We start from the raw sequence: 17,182 nt of genomic DNA on the forward strand, positions 1-17,182 counted from the left end.
CGCCCCCCCCCACCCCCCCCCCCCCCCCCCCCCCCCCCCCCCCCCCCCCACCCCCCCCCCACCCCCCCCCCCCCCACCCCCCCCCACCCCCCCCCCCCCCCCCCCCCCCCCCCCCCCCCGCGCCGGGGGGGGGGGGGGGGCGCGCCGGCCCCCCCCCCCCCCCCCCCCCCCCCCCCCCCCACGACCCTTTTGCCGCCCGCCAGGCTGAGCGGGCTCAGACTTCTGTGGGCGTGTGTGTCAGGCCGCCCAGGCCGTGGGGTCACCGCGGTCGGTGTTGGGGAGGCCCGCGGCGGCTGCCAGGGCAGAGGGGTGGCTCATGGCGGTGATCGGGATGGCGCCGGGCTCGGTGGAAGAAGCCCAGACCATGCGCCAGGTGCCTTCCCACTCGCAGCCGCAGGGATAGTCCGGGTGCGGATGTCGTAAGAAGACGCCGCTCCGGCAAGCCGCTGCGGCCGGCGCTAGCTGGATCAGGAAGGCGTGCGCCTTGGGGAGTAGTAGGTGCTGGAGTTGCCCCGGTCTGGCGGACACCGATGGGCTTGCGCGCTACTCGGCCCAGGAGGCGGCCGCGGGGTGGGCCATGGCGAGCACTCCCATCCGATCGCGTCGGAGAACGAGGAGACAATCCTGCCCGCGCACGCGCCGTACAGCCTCACACGGCATCGTCGTGCGGCCGTCGACGCATCCTCCGGCAGAGGCGACCCACTGTTCCCGGCCGGCCACAACGCCGACCTGTCCGCCCCTGGCACGCGTTGTCAACCAAATGGCGCTGAGGGTCAATGACATCCCGATCAGGGGCCGCAAGGATCGGAGGCGCCTTCGGAGGTCGGGGGAATACACAGGCGAGTGCGTCCGGAGGCAATGAAGGGAACCCGGCTCGCCGCTCTGGAGGACCGAGAGATATGCGTACACGCATCGCTGCAGGCGTCTTTGCTGCCGCTGTTATAGGCAGCACCCTGGCGCTCGCGCCCAGCGCACAGGCCCAGCCGTCGGCCGCCACGTCCTGCTACGGCAGCGCGAAGTCCTACTCCAAGCCGTCCGGCGACCGGTGGTACCCGAACAACGGTCAGACTCGCCTCACCACGCCGGGGAACTGCAACGACATCAACATCAAGCCCAACCAGACGACGTCGATTGCCGTCTGTTTCTACCCGTCCTCGGGCGGAACCGAGTGTCAGAAATCCTTCAAGACGGCACCGGCAGGCCAGTGGACCGTAGTTGCCACCGACGTCAAGCCTGGCACACGCTTCATCTTCGACTTCGGTTCGACCACGGCCAACACCGGCGTGTGGGCTGGCTGATGAAGCCCGCCGCTCAGTGATCGCCAGGTTCCCCCAGGCTGAGCCCTGGGAGAACCTGGCCAGCGTCCAGTCCGCCAGTGGCGTGGCTGTTCGGCTACCGCAGAATCAGGGCTCCATCCGAGTGGAATCCACGCAACTGCCTGGTCTTTCTCGGCCTCGTCGCAGCCGCCCGCTGCTACAAGCAACTCGTCCGCCTCACTGCGTAGGACACGGCCTTAAGCCGATGCGGCGGCCGCCCCGGGGTTGCTACCGCCAGGTGCCCAGTGAGGCGAGGGGTCGGGTGCTGCTGCAGCCCAGGGCGACGGCGTCGGCCAGGAGCGCAGCGACGTCGGCGCCGTGCGGGTCGGCGTAGCTCTCGTGGTCGCTGACGTCGAACGGCGCGTCCTTCGCGGTGACCGTGCAGCCGGGGATGGCGGTGGCCGCCCGGCCCTCCAGCTCGGTGTTGAGGCGGTCGGCGTCGCGGGAGGCGAGCCAGGTCTGGGTGTAGGGACCGAGGCGGAGCAGCGTGTAGCCGGTGCCGTTGCTGCGGCGGGCTTCGACGTGGACGCCGTAGTGGGCGGGGGCCATGCCGACGTCGTCGGGGAGGGGCAGGCCCGCGGCGGCGTGGGTGAGCATCGCGTAGGCCGGCTGCCAGACACCGAGGATCGCGTTCGTCTCGCAGCGCAGCCATCCCTTGCTGGTGTAGCCGAGCTGGTGGCCGTGGAGGTAGGCCGCGGCGTGCGGGATGTCGGTGTGGACCAGGGCGACGGCGATCATGTCGGTGCCGTGGTCGTCGCCGGGTCAGGGGTGCGCGCGCTCGATGAACGGGCCGACCCGCACGGCGACGTCCTGGCCGTGGCCCGGGGTCCAGGGCTCCGGGTTACGGAGGGCGGCCAGCGTCGCGCGGAACGCGTCGAACGTCGCGGTGCCCCAGCTGGTGCCGGGTGCCGGGATCGCGTCGACGTAGCCGTCTATGGCGAGGTGTGTCTGGGGGTTCATCAGCTGGCTCTACCTTTCTGACCACGGGTTGACCGCAGCCGTTCGTAGGGTTGAGGCACCCAGGGGTGCGGGGTGTGGCTTTCAGCTGGCTGCCGATCGTGGTTCCGGAGGCTTGGCCGCCCCGCACCCCACGACGACTCGGCCGCCGATTGGGAAGTGCGAACAGGTCGCTGCGTAGAGCAATGCCGGCGAGGTCGTCCGTGGTACGCAGGCAGGGACGAACGACTGGAGCAGGATGAGCCGGATATGGGCGGGGACCGACTGCGGCAAGGGACATCACCACTGCCTGGTCCTAGACGCAGAGGGCGACACGTTGCTGTCGCGCCGAGTAGCCAACGACGAGCCTGAGCTGCTTACCTTGATCGCCGATGTGCTGGAGCTCGCCGACGGCGACCGGGTTACATGGGCGTTGGACATGACTGGCGGGGAGCCAGCTCTCTTGATTGCCCTCCTGGTCAACCACGGCCAGGAGCTCGTCTACATCCCGGGGCTCGCGGTCAATCGAGCCACGGACAGTTATCGCGGAGCAGGCAAGACGGACGCCCGAGACGCGCAATCATCGCCGACCAGGCGCGCATGCGCCGGGATCTGGAACCGATCCGGCCCGGAGACGAAGCTGCCATCGAGCTGAAGCTGCTGACGGAGCACCGCACGGATCTCGTCGCCGAACGCACCCGCACTGTCAACCGACTCCGATCGTTGCTGACCAGCATGTTCCCCGCGCTGGAGCGGATGCTTGAACTCAACACCGCAGGACCGCTCCTGCTGCTGAGCCGCTACCAGACACCTGCCGCCATCCGTCGGCTGGGCACCAGACGCCTGACGGCGTGGCTGCGTACTCGGAAGGTGCGCACTGCCGAGTCCCTCGCTGCAAGAGCCGTCGAGGCCGCTGAGCGTCAGCACACCGCCGTTGCCGGAGAGTCCGCCATCGCGAGAATGGTCCTCACCCTCGTGAAGCAGGTGATGGCCCTCAACGAGAAGGTCACGGAGACCGACAAGCTCATCGAGAGCCAGTTTCGCGAGCACGAGCTCGCCGAGGTGATCCTTTCCATGCCCGGGATCGGCGTCACGCTGGGCGCCGAGTTCCTGGCCGGCATCGGCGGCCGCCTGGATGCCTTCCCCACACCGGACCGGCTTGCAGCCTTCGCCGGCGTCGCCCCCGCGCCACGCGACTCCGGGCAGGTCAGCGGAAACCTGCGCCGACCACAGCGTTACCAGAGGCGCCTACAACGCGTCTTCTACAATTCCGCGCTGCTCAGCATCCGTTCTGATCCGAACTCGCGCCGGTTCTACGATCGCAAGCGTGCCGAGGGAAAGCGGCGGTCACGGATCAGGGCCCAAAGGACGTTGACGCGGCGGCGAGCAAGGGCGATCACGCCTCTACGAGGTCATGCCACCACCGGTGACGGCGGCACCCTGATCCTCACCCCACCCTGTGAAAAGCCGGGCGAGGGCCGTGACATCCTGCGGCGGTGCAATTGAGCGATCACACAAACACTGTCGACCTCCGCCCGCTGCGCTATCAGTTCCCCACGGTCAGCGGCGACGCCTACGACGACAACTGGCTGGTCATCAGTGTTTCCGTCAGGACTCCCGATGGCAGCTGGTCCTTTGCCGATCCCTGTCTGCTGACCGGTGAAGCGCGTCAGGTGGCCGCCTGGCTGCGTGCGGTAGCAGCGGGGACGGTGGCTGTAACCGGACCTGATGCCGACGGCGAGTTGTCCCCGGATACGTGGTTCGTCGAGCCAGTCCTAGCGTTCAGCCTCGCCGACCGGAACGACGCCAGGGTGGTGCTTCGCGTTCACCTGTCTTTGGAAGGGGCGCCCCCGTGGCAGCAGGGCGATGACGCAGCGGACCTCTACCAGTACGTCGTAGAAGTACATCTGGATACGGCTGCACTCCTTCACGCGGCTGACCAGTGGGATCTTGCTTTGACGTCTTTCCCGACCCGCTGATCAACACCCCTTCTTCCTGGATGCGGTCCGTTGGCCGCTCAGCACACGCTCCATGCCTTGACTTCTCTATTGGGAAGCCTCCGCCAGGGTCTGGGTGGAGCGCGGGGTGCGGGGTCGGGGGGTGCGCTGTGCGAGGACCAGGAGTTCGCGGTTGCGCCGCTGCTGGTCGGGGGTGAGCGGCCGGGCCTTTGGGGCGTCGCGGTGCCAGAGCGGGGACGCGGGCGGCTCGAGGTAGGCGAGGGTGTGGTCGACGTCGCGGTTGCTGCTCATGGGGTCCTCCAGGTGGAGGGGGATGTCAGGCGTGGTCGGAAGAGACCAGATCCTCGGTGGGCTTCCAGGGCCCGAGCTGTCCGCGCGCGGGGATCGGCAAGGTGAGCTCCTGGACGTCCGTGAGCTCACAGGTGCCACCGGCCGGGCTCCGCCCACTCGGTGCAGAGCGGGGAGCCTCTGGTGGCAGCCAGTCAGCTGGGCGACGCCGATCACAGTGCCGGTCGGCAGGTCGCGGTCTCGGATCGTGCGGGCGATCAGCGGCAGGTGCAGGGCGGGCTGGTCGATCTGCAGACCCGCGTGCAGCAGGAGCCGGCCGCGCCGGGACCAGTGCTGCGGGCGGTTCTCGATCGTCTTGGCCCCGGCGACGATGCACGCGGCCCACGGCTGGCTGGCGCTGATGCCGCGGATCCAGTCGCTCGCCGGCGGAAGGGTTCCGGTGCTCATGCCGCTCGCCCCCACACGGCCGTGCCTGGGCGCCCGGCGCGGCGCCCGTTGGTGGACGGCACCGTGGTGTGCGCTGCGGTGGCGAGGTGGGCGCGGCCGGAGTGCTTGCCGTCGTACAGGGCGGCGTCGGCGGCCCGCTGCAACACGGTTAGGTCGCGGGAGCCGATCACGCGCGGGGTTGCGGCGCCGACCGAGGCGGCGACGTCGACGGTGCGGCCGTCGTCCAGGACGACCTGGGTGTGCAGCATGCGGACCAGCTGCGCGAGACGCTGTTCCAGGCGCGCGGCGGGCAGCTGGAGGACGACGGCGAACTCATCGCCTCCGAGCCTGCCGACGGACGCGCGCGGGCCCGCCCACGCGGTGAGCCGGGCGGCGGTCGCCGCCAGGACGGCGTCCCCGGCCGGGTGGCCCATCGTGTCGTTCACGGCCTTGAAGTGGTCCTGGTCGATGAGGACCACGGCCAGGTCGTCGTGACGAGCCAAGAGCCGGCGTGCGCGGGCGGTGTAGGAGTCGCGGCGCAGGAGCCCGGTCAGCGGGTCGCGGCGGGTGGCGGCGAGCTGCTTGTGCAGCGCGACGGCGTGCACGGCCCAGCCGGTCAACGGCAGGGCCGCGGTGGTCAGTAAGAGTGCGCGCTGCCCGATCCGGGCCTGCACGCGCAGGACGGAGTCCATACTGGTGATCTCCCTCTCTCGTCTCGTACGGGGTGGGTAGGCCCGGGACAGGCGGCTGGTTGGACGCCGTGGCGCCTGTCCCGGGGCGGAGCTACAGCGCGAAGTCGCTGCGGGTGGTCCAGCTGACGGGGTTGTGCCAGAGGCCGGCCACCGCGGCGGGCCACTCCAGCTCCCAGCCGGGCCGAAGCCCGCGCACTCCCCAGCAGTCCGGCTGCTTGCCGGGGATCTCGAGTCCGGCCTGCTGCGCGGCGAGCGCGGCGTCGTACACCTCGTGCGCGCGGCGCAGGGCCGTGGCGGGGGAGTCGGCGACGCCGGTGAAGACGTGCACGCCCTTGCGGCCCGGGTCTGTGGTGTCGTGTGTCGGGACGTCGACCTCGTAGATGCGCAGGTGCATGACGTCCAGCTCCTTCCTGTGCTCGGTGTTGAGGGACCACCGCGACCGCCCCGGCCTCCGTCGTGCGGGGAGGCCGGGGCGGCACGGAACGTCCGTCATGCTGGGGAGAGCGGGTCAGAACTCCAGGTGGATCGTGATGGGCCGCCGGGGGTCACCGGCGCTGGTGTGGACGGTGATGCGGTGCCCGGCGAGGGGCTTCACGCCGTCTCCCGGCTTCGGGTGACGTACCGGACGGCGCTGGCGACGTAGCTGGTGTGCATGAGGCTGCCTGCGTCGTCGATCCGCTCCCGCAGTTCGTCCAGGTCCGCCCATGCGAGCTTGAGCTGGTCGGCCAGCCACTTGGTGTCGTCGCCGGCGTCTTCGAGCCGGGCTTCGATCGCGGCTAGTGCCGTGACCGCATAGACACCTCACGTTGCTATGCCGTCAAGTCGGCCAGCCTTTGAAGGCCGGGATCTTCGAACACTCCTGGCCAGGCAGGGAGAGAATCCCGGCATGGTGATGGCACGGCACTGGTACTCCTCCTCGCCCGTCGTGGACGGGCACCCGCTCCTGGATGAGCCGGGCTTCTGGCCCGCGCACTTGGCTGACCTGTCTGAAGGCTTGCCGCCAGAGGTCTTCGGCTCGGATGCGGGCGACGCGGACGCCACGCTGGACAAGCTCCAAGACCCATCGGCCTGGCCAGTGTTCACAGTTCCTTTGATCGGCGGCTTCACGATCGTCGTGCACTACAACAGCGGCGAGGAGTTCACCACCACGGACTACTTCCTCACGCACCCCGACTGGAGTCAGGATCTCGTCCTGGCCAGCGACGATCAGGACCGTATCGGACCTGGGCTGTGCTGGCCCGAGCTCGCCGCATTGCTGCAGGCACCGGCAGACGCCGTCGGGATCACCGATCCTCATGTCCGGCTGCTTCTCCTTCTTCCGGTCTTGGGCGACACCGCAGTCCCGGAAGAAGCTGTGGCAGCCGTGGTCCGGGCCCTGGTCGCCGAGCGTGCTCCCGAGGCGAGCGAGCCGTTGGCCAGGCGCTTGCTCCAGGGGCACCCCATGTGGGGCGCCCAGGACTGGTGGTTCGACACAGATGAACGCAGCTGGATCTGCGAAGGCGATCACAGCCCACGCAAAACTCCCTTGGGCGACCACTTGCCCGAACAGCAGCGAGCTGCTCTCGAGGCGTGCCTGACTCCCGGATGACCGACTCAGGCTGCGCGCGGGACAGCCGTATCGGGAGCGGTTTTGAAGCCGAGCGATTCGTCATAGCGCTTCCGGTGCTGGAGGCAGTGGTACAGCTGGCCGATCATGCGGTTGAAGAGGTTGCGCTGGGCGGCGGCGTGCCAGTCGCCGATCTCGCGGCGGCGCCGGTAGTGGGCGTCGGCTCCGGGTGAGTGGCGAAGGGCGGCGAAGGCCCAGAGGTAGCCGGCATGGTTGAGCCGGTCGTTCTTCACCCATCGGCGGGTGATGGACGACGTCTTCCCGGAGGCCCTGGTGATTGGCGAGGAGCCGGCGTATGCCTTCAGGCCGCGGGCGTCGGCGAAACGGGTGCGGTCGTCCCCGATCTCAGCCAGGATCCGGGCGGCGAGCTGGATCCCGAGTCCAGGGAAGCTCAGCAGGATCTCGGCGTCCGGGTGCTGGGGGAATGCCTCTTCCACCGCCTCAGCGAGCTGGTCTGCGGCGGAGCAAGCGGCTTCCAACTGGATGAGGAGGGCGAGCATCTGCTTACCGAGCGCGTCCTCGATCAGCGGCGGCTGGTGGGCCCACTCGGCGCGGAAGACGTCGCGGAGACGGTCGGCCTCCGCCTCGATACCGCGCTTGCGGCCGGCTCGCTTGAGCGCGGCCTGGAGCTGTGTCCGGGTCAGTGCCGGTCCAGGGTGCGGGCAGCCCAGAGCAGGCGCTGTCCGGCGTTGTCGGTGAGCAGGGCGGCGGCCTCGTGCAGCGGGCAGGCGTCGCCGTCGTGGTCGGGCTCGATCTGCTCCGCCCGGCGTGCGGCGGTGGTGACCAGTTGTGCGAGGGCCGGGAAGAGGCCGCTGGGGGCATCGATGTCCTCGTGGAGCTCGCGCAGGATCGCGGCGAGTTCCTGGGCGTCGATGTCGGCGGTCAGGTCGTCCTCGATCTGCTGGAGGGCCAGGGCGGCGATGCCGACCGAGGCGCGGACACGGTCTAGGCGGGTGCGGGTCACCGGGGCCGCTGTCACAGCGCCAGCCCGGCGGCGGCCAGCGCGAGCAGGACCAGGGCCGCGAGTGTCAGGTCGACCGCCCGCCGCAGGTGGGTGAACTTCCTCATGGCGAGGGCGGACAGGACCCGGATGCGGGCGGCTCGGGTGTCGCCGTCCATGCCGGCCCGGATCTCGTCCTCGTCCAAGCGCGCCCAGGGCGAGGACGGCGAGCGAGCCGATCGACTTGGTCGCAGGCGGCAGGTCCTTGTCGGCGACGGACGCGAGCCCGGCGAGGGCGGCGCCGTTGAAGGCGAGTAGTAAGGACGCCTTGCCGTCCGTGCGTCCGGAAGCGCGCAGGTTCCCAGAATCCTGAGCGCTGAAAGGCCGGAACCTGCGCGTCAGTAGGTAGTTGTGGTGGGCCCGCGTGGGAGTTCACCGTAGTTCGTCGGGCGGCGAATTGTCGGGCGTGACTCCTACGATGCCGGTCATGGCACGCTTTGAGGATCTTCAGCACCTCTTGTGGGACACCAATAGCGGCATCGGAGTGCAGCTGCCCCTGACCGACCAGGCGATCTTGGAGGCCGAGCGCCTGCTGAACGTCACGCTCCCCGCCTCCCTGCTCAACCTCCTGCGCATACAGAACGGTGGCCTGATCGCCTCCAGTCGCGATGCCTTCCCCACAGGCCGGCCGACCTCATGGGCGCCTGACCATGTCCCTTTCGACACTGTGATGGGCATCGGCCGCCGTGAGCAGACGCTGTCCATGCTCGACAGCCCGTACCTGGTCGAAGAATGGGGCCTGCCCGCGGACGTCGTACTGGTCTCGGGTGGTGGCCACTACTGGATCGGGCTGGATTACCGGACCTGCGGTCGGCATGGGGAGCCGTCCGTCGCCTGGTTCGATACGGACGACAACTCGGAACTGGCCCTCGCCCCGGACTTTCACTCCTTCATCGAGAGCCTCACCTCCGCTCGCGAGTTCGACAGCGAGCTGAGCGAAGGTTCACCCGGCTGAGCCCGCCTGCAAAGCAACGCTGTGGAAGCCGGGTCCCTGAGACGAGCCCATCGCTGGCTGGATCCCGCGCTCCTGCAGGTGTCCAGCAAAGCGCCGACACCTGGACCACCGACCGACAAGCGTCGCGCCTTCGCCAACGACCTGGAGCAAAGCCAGCTGATCGCGGTCTCCGCGGCCTCGAACCGGGCCAAGGGCGACAAGGCCCGGACGCCGGGCGCTCGCCGTCGGTCGCCTACTGGTGCACGTACAGCCGTGCCTGGACCCACATCAAGAACATCTACGGCCTCAGCGCCACGGTGAGCGAGAAGAACGCGCTCACCGACATGTTCGACACCAGCGTGTAGCAGCAACTGCTTGGCCCGCCAGGAAAGCTCGGCGGGCCGAGTCGCAGGTGGTGTCGGTGGCTGACCCTAGGGTGTCCCCGTGAATGTGGATGATCTTCAGTGGCAGTTGAGCAACCTCGGCGGTGTCCTGCCGCGCATCGTGGACGAGATCCTCGAACGCGGCGGCTTGGAGGCCCTGGTGGAGGCGGCGCGGGAGCGTGAGGACTGGTTCTGCGCTGCGGGTGCGGTGCGGGGTCTGTGCGCGGCGGGGGAGTTCGGGCGGGCCTGGAAGGTGGTGGAGCCGTTCGCGGCTACCGGTTGGCAGCCGGCGGTGCGGGCGGGCGCCGACGTCCTGTTGCGGTGGGGCCGCGTCGACCAGGCGCTGGATCTGGCGCACCCCAAGGAGCCGCAGGAGAACGCGGTCGACGCGTGGCGGGACTACGCTGAGGCGCTGGTCCGGGCCGGGCGGGTGGAGGACGCGATCGGCGTTCTCGGCCCGTACCTGCGCGGCGGGCGGGTGCTGGGCGCCCTGGTGGAGATGACCGAGGGCCAGGGGTGCGACGAGCGGGTGTTGGAGCTGCTCGCCCCGATCGCCGACGAGTTCCGGCGTAACCCGGAGGAGTGCGGCATCCGTGACCTGTGGGACGTCCTGCCCGCTCAGGCCCGGGTCCTGGAGCGGTCCGGCTACGCGGACGAGGCAATCCGGTTGCTCGGCACGGACGTGGCCGCACGCCGGTACGGGCCGCAGAACAACGTCGAGTTCTATGCCGAGTTGCTGGCCCGACACGGTCGGATCGAGGAACTTCGCGACCTTGCCGACACCCGTAGGTACGCCGCCGTACGCCCGTACGTGACGGCCCTGGAGAACCTGGGCCGAGCCGGAGAAGCGGAGGCGTACCTGCGCGACCTCATCGCCGCCAAGCATCCGGGCTGGCACGAGAGCGCGCTGATGGGGCTGCTCATCCGCCAGGGTCGGTTCGATGAAGCCATCGAGTCGGTGGAGCACACGTTCGACGACCTCTACGAAGAAAACCTTCTCCAGGCAACCATGATCCTCCTCGCCGACCAGGGCCAGCACGACAAGGCCCTTGAACTCACGGAAGGACGCAGCCCCGACTTCCTCGCCGAGAACGAGGCATTCTGGCTCCGGTCCAACCGGTGGTGGCTCATGGGAGAGTCGGGACGCGCCCAGGAAGCGATCGCGGAGATCGAGGCGCTGCCGGCCAGCGAGGTCGACGACCGCGAGCTGACCATCGCCTGGCTGCTCGCCCAGGACGGCCGCCTCGAGGAGGCCATCGCCCGTCTGCGCCCGCTTCCTGGCAAGCGGGCCGCAACCGACCTGGCCGAACTGCTGATCCGGCATGGTCGCTTCACCGAGGCCATTGCCGTCATCCCCGACGTGGCCGCCCAACGGGAGGAGAAACGGCGCTTCTGGACGGACCGAACGGAGCGGCAGGAGGCCGCTCCGTCCGACATCGGCTACGGGTGCGACGACTCATGGACCGCCCCGAATACCGCGCACCTGGAATGACGCTCCCCGCCAACAGAGGGTTGGCCCGCTACCTGGGTAGCTTCGCGGTGCGCTCGGGGTAGGCGGTGGCGACGTAGCATCTTGCAGCTCAGACCCCGGCGTCTGTCTTGAGCGAAGTACTGGGCATCTCTATCACCTGCGCGGTGGCGTGGTCTCACGACGCCGGCAACGCAAGGCTCGGCTATGCAGCGGACATCGCACGTCGGGAACTCCGCAAGTCTGAATAGCCGCAGTTGCCAGTACGCCCCGGGAAAGTGATGTCACACCCATCATGACAGGTCAGAGCGTGTTTTCGTAGGAGGAACGGCACAGGTGACGAGCCTTGTTCGGCCCTCTCTGGGGCACCCAGAATCTCCGTTATGTATCACTCGGGGAAAGTCGATCAGGACGACATCGTGCGGGCGCGGAATGTGCTGCTCGCGTCGGGACGCCGCACGCCGCGCGAGGAAGTCGACGCGTACCGGGTGCTCGCCCAGGTCAGCCCCGCCTCGTACCTGCCGCTCTTGGCCAGGGCGCTGCAACGTCTGAGTTACGACACCAGCTCCGGCAAGAAGCATGCGGCCTGCCTCGCGCTGTGCGAGGAGGCGGTGGCCGTGGCTCGGTCCATCGATCCGGCCGAACCTGCCCGTGCGGATGTTCTGTACGAGGCTCTCGACACATGCCAGAGAGAGCTGTACGACCTGGGTCGACGCGCCGAAGGGCTGGCCATGCGTGCCGAGATGCTTGCCATTGGGCGTGCGCAGGCCGAACTGTCCGGAGGCTCCGTGGTCAAAGGGCTGCATGTATGGGCTGCCGGTCTTTCCGAGGAAGGCCGGTATGCCGAGGCTGCCGATGCCATGACCGAGTTGGTCGCAGCGATCCTGCCCGACGGGCCCGGCACCGGGGGTCTCGGCTGGTCACTCCTGGAGTGGATCGCCGCTCTCCATGACGCTGGCCGGTCCGGCGAAGCACTCGCCGCGTTCGAGACACTCGTCAGCATGGAAGCGGCCGAAGCCGCGAATGACCGCGGCCCGATGGCCTGCCATCTCTACTCGCTCATCGGGTACGCGCAGATGCTCGACACCCACGGCCGAGGAGGGCAGGCGGCACTCGTCCGGCAAGAGGCACTCGCCTTGCTGACGGAGTTGGCCGATACCGGTGAGCGGAAATCCTGGAGTGGTTATCAGGCGTCGTTTTGGGCGGTGCTGCTGTCCTTCTCCGGCGCCGGGAGCGATCGGCCTGTGTCCGATGAGCCGCGTCCCCCTTTAGGGGCGGCGCCCATGCAGTGGTCTCCCGATGCCAAGCGGCGCTACTTCGACAGCCGTCATGTCCTCCGTGAGCAGGTGGACACGCTTGCTCCGCGAGCCACCGAGGATCCGGACCAGCATCTGGCTGAACTGGTCCGGCTGCATCGGGTCCTCACCGTCCGCTCCGCCGTTTACTGGGAGAACCGTACCCATCTGTTCGCGGAGCGAGTGCGCTCCCTGTTCGACGACGGAGTGGGTCTGGCCCGTCGGCTGTCTCAGCACGATCCGACAGACGGAACGCGAACACTGGCCAGGATCCTGATCGACCGATCGACCTTCCACACCGCCGCCCGCGAGTTCGGGCCCGCCCTCGACGACTTCCGCCAAGCCCTGAGCTACCTGGGGGAGGCCAACTAACCTGAGCCGGCCGACGTCCGCCCCAGGACTCGTACACACGGGCAACTCGCGCCAAACCTAGGAAGATCGGCCATTCCGCAACTTCCAATAGCCCGGGTTACCAGTAGCGGGAAGGTCCGGGTAGATCAGCGAGGTCATGCGGGATCTCCTTGCGGGTCCAGGGTGCGGGCAGCCTAGAGCAGGCGCTGTCCGGCGTTGTCGGTGAGCAGGGCGGTGGCCTCGTGCAGGGGGCAGGAGGCGTCGCCGTCGTGGTCGGGCTCTATCTGCTCCGCCCGGCGTGCGGCGGTGGTGACCAACTGCGCGAGGGCCGGGAAGAGGCCGCCGGGGGCGTCGATGTCCTCCTGGAGTTCGCGCAGGATCGCGGCGAGCTCCTGGGCGTCGATGTCGGCGGTCAGGTCGTCCTCGATCTGCTGGAGGGCCAGGGCGGCGATGCCGACCGAGGCGCGGACGCGGTCCAGGCGGGTGCGGGTCACCGGGGCCGCCGTCACAGCGCCAGCTTGGCGGCGGCCAGCGCGAGCAGGGCCAGGGCTGCGAGTGTCAGGTCGACCGCGCGCCGCAGGTGGGTGAACTTCCTCATGGCGAGGGCGGACAGGACTCGGATGCGGGGGGCTCGGGTGTCGCCGTCCATGCAGGCCCGGATCTCGTCCTCGTCCAGGCGCGCCCGGTACGGGAAGGACGCCTGGTCGTTGCCCTTCAGGCGGGGCCGGACGACCAGGAGCAGCAGCACGGCGGCCGTGCCCAGGGCGAGGACGGAGAGGGAGCCGAAGGCCTTGGTCGCAGGCGGCAGGTCCTTGTCGGCGACGGACGCGAGCCCGGCGAGGGCGGCGCCGTTGAAGGCGAGTAGTAAGGACGCCTTGCCGTCCGTGCGTGCGGAAGCGCGCGGGTTCCCGGAATCCTGAGCGTTGGTAACGCCGGAACTCGGGAAGCCAGATCCCGTCAACCACGTTCGCAGTGCCGCATCCAACTGGCTAGCCCGCGGGCCAGTGTGGGTTCGGCATGCCGTCATCGCTCATGTGCGCCCGCTGCCAGATCTCGTTCCAGCCGTACGGGATCATCGGCACGAGCCGGTGCCGCTGCCCGCATGGACATAGCACCGGCGCCCACGCGCACCCACGGCACAGCTCGACCCAGCCGTGCACGGTCGAGTTCGGCTCCAGCGGTCCCTCGTCCCCACAGGCCGGGCAGCCGGGGAGATCGGCGCCGTCCAAAATCGCGTTCTGTCGCCGGACATATTCGGACAGTCGCAGCGACGGGTGGCGAAACGGGTCTTCGTACCAGGCGCGGTCCGGGCCCTCCCACCTGCTCCGCAGCCACCACGGTCGCGGGTCCCCTACAGCCCGCCGCCCGGCCCGCTTCTCCGCCCGGCGCTGCGCGGAGTACTCCTCCGCCCGCGCGAGCCACAGAACCCTCGCCTCATGCAGTTCCTCCACCGCCCGCACCAGCGCTTCCGGATCCGCCTCCAGCCGCCGGGGGATCGCGGCGCTGAGCGTGAGGTGGTGGTAGGTCGCCCGGAAGCCGTATGGCGCAAAGAGGGTGATGCAGGTCCGCAGCGCGCTATGCCGGCGGCGGAGGGGGAGGCGGGCGTCGTGCACGCGCGCTCGGTGGGTCAGGAAGCTGGTCATTGTGTGGGCCCCAAGTCCAGTGCCCGTGCCAGGGCGGCGGTGACGGCGGCGGCGTGTGCCGGCAGGTGTTGTTCGGCCCAGGTTCCGGCGAGGCTGAGGAAGTCCTGCAAGTCCTGCTGGGCACCGGTGACGAGCATGCGTACCTGGTCTACTGGCAGCTCGATCACCGGGCTGCCGTCCTTCGCGTGGGCGTCGAGAGTCAGCCGGACGGTGTCGCCGACGCGTTCGGCCATCGAGGACGGGTCGTGACCGAAGTAGGAGCAGCCGGTGCCGTCGAGCACCTCCAGCCAGTCCGCCAGGTCTCCAGGCCGCTGCAGCAGCCCGGCTCGACGAAGACGGTATCGGTGGCGTTGTCGGTCACCCGGAACCCGCCGGCGGCGAACAGGTCGGGCATGGTGAGCAGTCCGTGCAAGAACGTGCCGAGCGGGTCGGTCGGGCACGGCCCGTGCTCCTCCTCCGGCTCGAAGTCGTTACAGTCGGCGATCCGCATAACCGCCGTGCCGACCTCCGCCGGAGTCAGCTCCCCGTCCAGAACGAGGTAGCCGTACGACTCGTGCTCGCTAACCTGCCAGAGCGCAAAGTCGTCGGCAGTAAAGATCTCCAGAACGGGTTGCATCACAATCACACGGGGATGATGCCGGACCCACTGCCACACCGCCACGGGCTTTAGCTGCGGTATCGGGCTCAGAGCGGGCCCGCTACCTGGGCAGTTTCGCGGTTCGCTCCGGGTAGGCGGTGCCGACGTAGCGCATGGCGGTCTGTTCGGTGATGCCGAAGAGCCTCATGAGCGGAGCTTGTACCCAACCGGAGGGCAAATGGGCCAACGCTGCTGCCACAGCTCCGTCAGATCAGTCTGCCCGTCTCCAGACACCCGTCGCACTCGTCCTCTCGCATATGAACCCACCGACGACCATGATGCCGAGGCTTATCCACGAGAGAAACCGACTTCGTAGCCGGGCGGCGCAACGCAAAAGGGGGCGGCCTCGTTGCGCACCAGCGAGGCAGGATCGGTCCTGTGATGCGCCATGCCCACGAGGATCCCGAACTGCTGGCCCTGGTTCACCGCTATGTCACGCCCGAGCGCGCTACATGAAGCTCGGCGGCAGCTTGCTGCGCATGCGGAGTCCTGAGTACGACCGATTCGTGCGACGGCTAAGCGAGGACGCGGGAGTCATCACCGCGAAGGAGATCGCCACCCTCCTTGAGGGCGGGTGGCGCGAGCGTAGGACTGGGGCGTGGCTCGTGGCTGTCTCCCGACGGACCGAGTTCCGTGAGCGCCTCGGGGAACTCCTGCTGGCCAGCGAGGTCTGCTGTGCTGGTCTGGCCTACTGCGTAACCCTGGCCAGTTTCGGAACGCCGCGCGACGCCGATCTGCTGGCCGCCTACCTTGACCGCCATCTTCGCCGACCCGACCTCGCATACGACCAGACTGTGGCCATGGGCGCTCTCGTGTTCATCGACCTGAATCTCAAAGGCGACCAAGCTGCCCGTTTCGTGGGCCCTGGCGCCCTGTGGCAACAGTGGCTCCAAGGTGCATCCCACATGCAGGGCACCACGGACCCCACCCCCTCTTCTCTGAGCCTCATTCGTCGGCTCTGCGCCTTCGTCGATGAGTGCGCCGACATAAGTTGACGGCAACGCTGCTCGTAGTTGTCTCGCTGGCCCAGCGCGGGCAGGTGCTGCGGGCTGCCATCGCCGCGTCCAGGGCAAGTTCGCAGGCCGCGGTCATCGGCCACACTGGCAGGGCGAGGTCGACCCGGTACAGGTAGGCGGTCGGGTGCATGTGCGTTGCGGGCGGGTGGTGCAGGCGCGGCAGCGCAGGATCGCCACGGGCTCGTGTCCGCCGGGGCGGAGTCGTGTGGCGCGCAGTTGGCGGCACGTGGCCAGGCCTCGGGGCGGTCTGCCAGTCGCATTCCCAAACCAGTGGGTTCGCAGGATCTGAAGGTCGCCTGTCGGGAATGCGCTGGCGGAGGGTGGGTTATGGCGTGATGAGGCACGCGGGTTCGTCCGGGGTGGCTGGGGCATGATGTGGTCTCCAATCGGTGGGGGAGGGCCTCGGTGGGTTACGAGTTGCAGGCAGTGATCGCGGGAGACGAGTTGCTGCGTGCCGCGTCACGGGGCGTTCATGGCGCCCGGGTGGCGCCTCTCCGGCAGGGCCTATCGCTGATGCCGATGACGGATGAGGTCTTCGACGCCGTCACGGACGGCAGCACTGCGGGCCTGGGATTCTGGAGGCTGCCGGGAGGCTTCGAGAGGCTGCTCGCTCAGTGGTCCGCGGCAGGGCCCGTCGCCTATGCCGAGGCCGAGTACTTCGGGGGCGTCGGCGAGCAACGAGCCGCCGTCTGGGTTGACGGGACACTGGCGTTGGGGCCACTGGATGCGCCGACGAGGAGGTGGTTCTCCCGAGCCGTCAGCCCGGTCTCGCAGGCCCTTCGACGGCTCGGCGCAAGGAGAGGCCTGGGCGAGGATGAATTCGAGGCCGTGGGGCTGGACCGGCACCGAAACAACGACGACTGGATCCCTTCCGGTACCTCTTAAGACGCGGTGTCCTCTTGCTGTCGGCGGTCAGCTTCACCCGCTCACGGCTGGGTGTCAGTCTGGTGTGAGAGGGCTTCTCGAAACCGAGTGTGGGGGCTGGGTTTTTGCTGGTCAGGCATGGTGTCGGGGTGGGTGAGGTAGGTCCGGTGCGTCCGTGATGGTGGCGTGCTGGAGGCGCGTGATGGCGTCGGTGCTGGGGCGGTTGGAGGAGCGGGAGCGTGCGGTCCGCAAGCGGGTGGAGGAGTTGCAGGCGGAGCTGGAGGCGGCGCAGTCGGAATGGGACGAGTGGCTGATCGCCCGCAGGCGGGTCAGCGAGGTGTGGGACGGGGGCGAAACTGCAGGCCAGGA

20 protein-coding genes and 3 pseudogenes are annotated in these 17,182 nt (G+C 69.0%); 9 read left to right on the plus strand and 14 right to left on the minus strand.

All coding sequences use genetic code 11. From position 1 onward, the window contains the following. Positions 1 to 237: 237 nt before the first annotated feature. Positions 238 to 366, minus strand: a complete 129-nt coding sequence (locus ACIQFZ_RS41420) for a hypothetical protein (protein WP_402693761.1) — start codon at positions 364 to 366, stop codon at positions 238 to 240. Positions 367 to 899: 533 nt separating this feature from the next. Between ACIQFZ_RS41420 and ACIQFZ_RS41425 the strand changes: the two genes are divergently transcribed. After that, positions 900 to 1,298 (plus strand): hypothetical protein, encoded by a 399-nt coding sequence (locus ACIQFZ_RS41425; protein ID WP_402693762.1) that lies wholly within the window; start codon positions 900 to 902, stop codon positions 1,296 to 1,298. 246 nt (positions 1,299 to 1,544) lie between these two features. Here the strand turns inward: ACIQFZ_RS41425 and ACIQFZ_RS41430 are convergent, their stop codons facing one another. Next, a complete protein-coding gene (locus ACIQFZ_RS41430; RefSeq protein WP_365424177.1) occupies positions 1,545 to 2,054 on the minus strand; it encodes a hypothetical protein in 510 nt (169 codons plus the stop codon). A gap of 24 nt (positions 2,055 to 2,078) precedes the next feature. Next, positions 2,079 to 2,276, minus strand: coding sequence for a hypothetical protein (locus ACIQFZ_RS41435; RefSeq protein ID WP_402693763.1), 198 nt, complete (start codon positions 2,274 to 2,276; stop codon positions 2,079 to 2,081). A gap of 235 nt (positions 2,277 to 2,511) precedes the next feature. Between ACIQFZ_RS41435 and ACIQFZ_RS41440 the strand changes: the two are divergent. Then, positions 2,512 to 3,758, plus strand: a pseudogene (locus tag ACIQFZ_RS41440) (IS110 family transposase). Then, positions 3,749 to 4,231 carry a hypothetical protein gene (locus ACIQFZ_RS41445; RefSeq protein ID WP_402693764.1) on the plus strand — a complete coding sequence of 161 codons (483 nt, stop codon included), beginning with the start codon at positions 3,749 to 3,751 and terminating at the stop codon, positions 4,229 to 4,231. Before ACIQFZ_RS41440 ends, ACIQFZ_RS41445 begins: the two are co-directional and overlap by 10 nt. Positions 4,232 to 4,297: 66 nt before the next feature. Here the strand turns inward: ACIQFZ_RS41445 and ACIQFZ_RS41450 are convergent, their stop codons facing one another. From ACIQFZ_RS41450 to ACIQFZ_RS41460, 3 genes are all read right to left on the minus strand, one after another. Continuing rightward, the gene (locus ACIQFZ_RS41450; protein WP_402693765.1) at positions 4,298 to 4,945 is read right to left on the minus strand and encodes a hypothetical protein; all 648 of its coding nucleotides are present in this window, start codon (positions 4,943 to 4,945) and stop codon (positions 4,298 to 4,300) included. Continuing rightward, a complete protein-coding gene (locus ACIQFZ_RS41455; protein WP_402693766.1) occupies positions 4,942 to 5,616 on the minus strand; it encodes a GGDEF domain-containing protein in 675 nt (224 codons plus the stop codon). Before ACIQFZ_RS41455 ends, ACIQFZ_RS41450 begins: the two co-directional genes overlap by 4 nt. Positions 5,617 to 5,707: 91 nt before the next feature. Continuing rightward, positions 5,708 to 6,010 (minus strand): hypothetical protein, encoded by a 303-nt coding sequence (locus tag ACIQFZ_RS41460; RefSeq protein WP_402693767.1) that lies wholly within the window; start codon positions 6,008 to 6,010, stop codon positions 5,708 to 5,710. Positions 6,011 to 6,502: 492 nt separating this feature from the next. Here ACIQFZ_RS41460 and ACIQFZ_RS41465 point away from each other — a divergent pair, with 492 nt between their 5' ends. Beyond that, on the plus strand, positions 6,503 to 7,204 hold the full coding sequence (locus ACIQFZ_RS41465) for a hypothetical protein (protein ID WP_402693768.1): 702 nt from the start codon (positions 6,503 to 6,505) through the stop codon (positions 7,202 to 7,204). A gap of 5 nt (positions 7,205 to 7,209) precedes the next feature. Here ACIQFZ_RS41465 and ACIQFZ_RS41470 read toward each other — a convergent pair. The 3 genes and pseudogenes from ACIQFZ_RS41470 to ACIQFZ_RS41480 form a co-directional block, all read right to left on the minus strand. Beyond that, positions 7,210 to 7,884: pseudogene (locus ACIQFZ_RS41470) on the minus strand (transposase); the annotation flags it as partial. After that, entirely contained in the window at positions 7,863 to 8,186 is a 324-nt protein-coding gene (locus ACIQFZ_RS41475) for a hypothetical protein (protein WP_402693769.1), read from the minus strand. The pseudogene ACIQFZ_RS41470 and the gene ACIQFZ_RS41475, both read right to left, overlap by 22 nt. 11 nt (positions 8,187 to 8,197) lie before the next feature. Beyond that, positions 8,198 to 8,368, minus strand: a complete 171-nt coding sequence (locus ACIQFZ_RS41480; RefSeq protein ID WP_402693770.1) for a hypothetical protein — start codon at positions 8,366 to 8,368, stop codon at positions 8,198 to 8,200. 281 nt (positions 8,369 to 8,649) lie between these two features. Here ACIQFZ_RS41480 and ACIQFZ_RS41485 point away from each other — a divergent pair, with 281 nt between their 5' ends. The 3 genes from ACIQFZ_RS41485 (at position 8,650) to ACIQFZ_RS41495 (ending at position 12,674) form a co-directional block, all read left to right on the plus strand. Next, complete coding sequence (locus ACIQFZ_RS41485) at positions 8,650 to 9,177, plus strand: SMI1/KNR4 family protein (protein WP_365424183.1); 528 nt, start codon at positions 8,650 to 8,652, stop codon at positions 9,175 to 9,177. Between the two features lie 423 nt (positions 9,178 to 9,600). Then, entirely contained in the window at positions 9,601 to 11,031 is a 1,431-nt protein-coding gene (locus ACIQFZ_RS41490) for a hypothetical protein (RefSeq protein ID WP_365424184.1), read from the plus strand. A 359-nt stretch (positions 11,032 to 11,390) separates the two neighbouring features. Then, positions 11,391 to 12,674 (plus strand): hypothetical protein, encoded by a 1,284-nt coding sequence (locus ACIQFZ_RS41495; protein WP_402693771.1) that lies wholly within the window; start codon positions 11,391 to 11,393, stop codon positions 12,672 to 12,674. A gap of 173 nt (positions 12,675 to 12,847) precedes the next feature. Here ACIQFZ_RS41495 and ACIQFZ_RS41500 read toward each other — a convergent pair whose 3' ends face one another. Genes ACIQFZ_RS41500 through ACIQFZ_RS41520 form a run of 5 tightly spaced genes read right to left on the minus strand, consistent with a single transcriptional unit; the run spans position 12,848 to position 14,957 of the window. Beyond that, a complete protein-coding gene (locus ACIQFZ_RS41500; protein ID WP_365424188.1) occupies positions 12,848 to 13,162 on the minus strand; it encodes a hypothetical protein in 315 nt (104 codons plus the stop codon). Beyond that, positions 13,159 to 13,614, minus strand: coding sequence for a Pycsar system effector family protein (locus tag ACIQFZ_RS41505; protein WP_402693772.1), 456 nt, complete (start codon positions 13,612 to 13,614; stop codon positions 13,159 to 13,161). Before ACIQFZ_RS41505 ends, ACIQFZ_RS41500 begins: the two co-directional genes overlap by 4 nt. A 28-nt stretch (positions 13,615 to 13,642) precedes the next feature. After that, a complete protein-coding gene (locus ACIQFZ_RS41510; RefSeq protein WP_402693773.1) occupies positions 13,643 to 14,296 on the minus strand; it encodes a hypothetical protein in 654 nt (217 codons plus the stop codon). Beyond that, positions 14,293 to 14,529 (minus strand): hypothetical protein, encoded by a 237-nt coding sequence (locus tag ACIQFZ_RS41515; protein ID WP_402693774.1) that lies wholly within the window; start codon positions 14,527 to 14,529, stop codon positions 14,293 to 14,295. Before ACIQFZ_RS41515 ends, ACIQFZ_RS41510 begins: the two co-directional genes overlap by 4 nt. Beyond that, positions 14,496 to 14,957 carry a hypothetical protein gene (locus ACIQFZ_RS41520; protein ID WP_402693775.1) on the minus strand — a complete coding sequence of 154 codons (462 nt, stop codon included), beginning with the start codon at positions 14,955 to 14,957 and terminating at the stop codon, positions 14,496 to 14,498. Before ACIQFZ_RS41520 ends, ACIQFZ_RS41515 begins: the two co-directional genes overlap by 34 nt. A gap of 357 nt (positions 14,958 to 15,314) precedes the next feature. Between ACIQFZ_RS41520 and ACIQFZ_RS41525 the strand changes: the two are divergent. Both ACIQFZ_RS41525 and ACIQFZ_RS41530 read left to right on the plus strand, forming a co-directional pair. After that, positions 15,315 to 15,928: pseudogene (locus tag ACIQFZ_RS41525) on the plus strand (DUF6000 family protein). Positions 15,929 to 16,468: 540 nt separating this feature from the next. Further along, positions 16,469 to 16,834 carry a hypothetical protein gene (locus ACIQFZ_RS41530; protein WP_402693776.1) on the plus strand — a complete coding sequence of 122 codons (366 nt, stop codon included), beginning with the start codon at positions 16,469 to 16,471 and terminating at the stop codon, positions 16,832 to 16,834. The last annotated feature ends 348 nt before the right edge of the window (positions 16,835 to 17,182 follow it).

It is taken from the genome of Streptomyces sp. NPDC093064 (assembly GCF_044754605.1).
Taxonomy (GTDB): domain Bacteria; phylum Actinomycetota; class Actinomycetes; order Streptomycetales; family Streptomycetaceae; genus Streptomyces.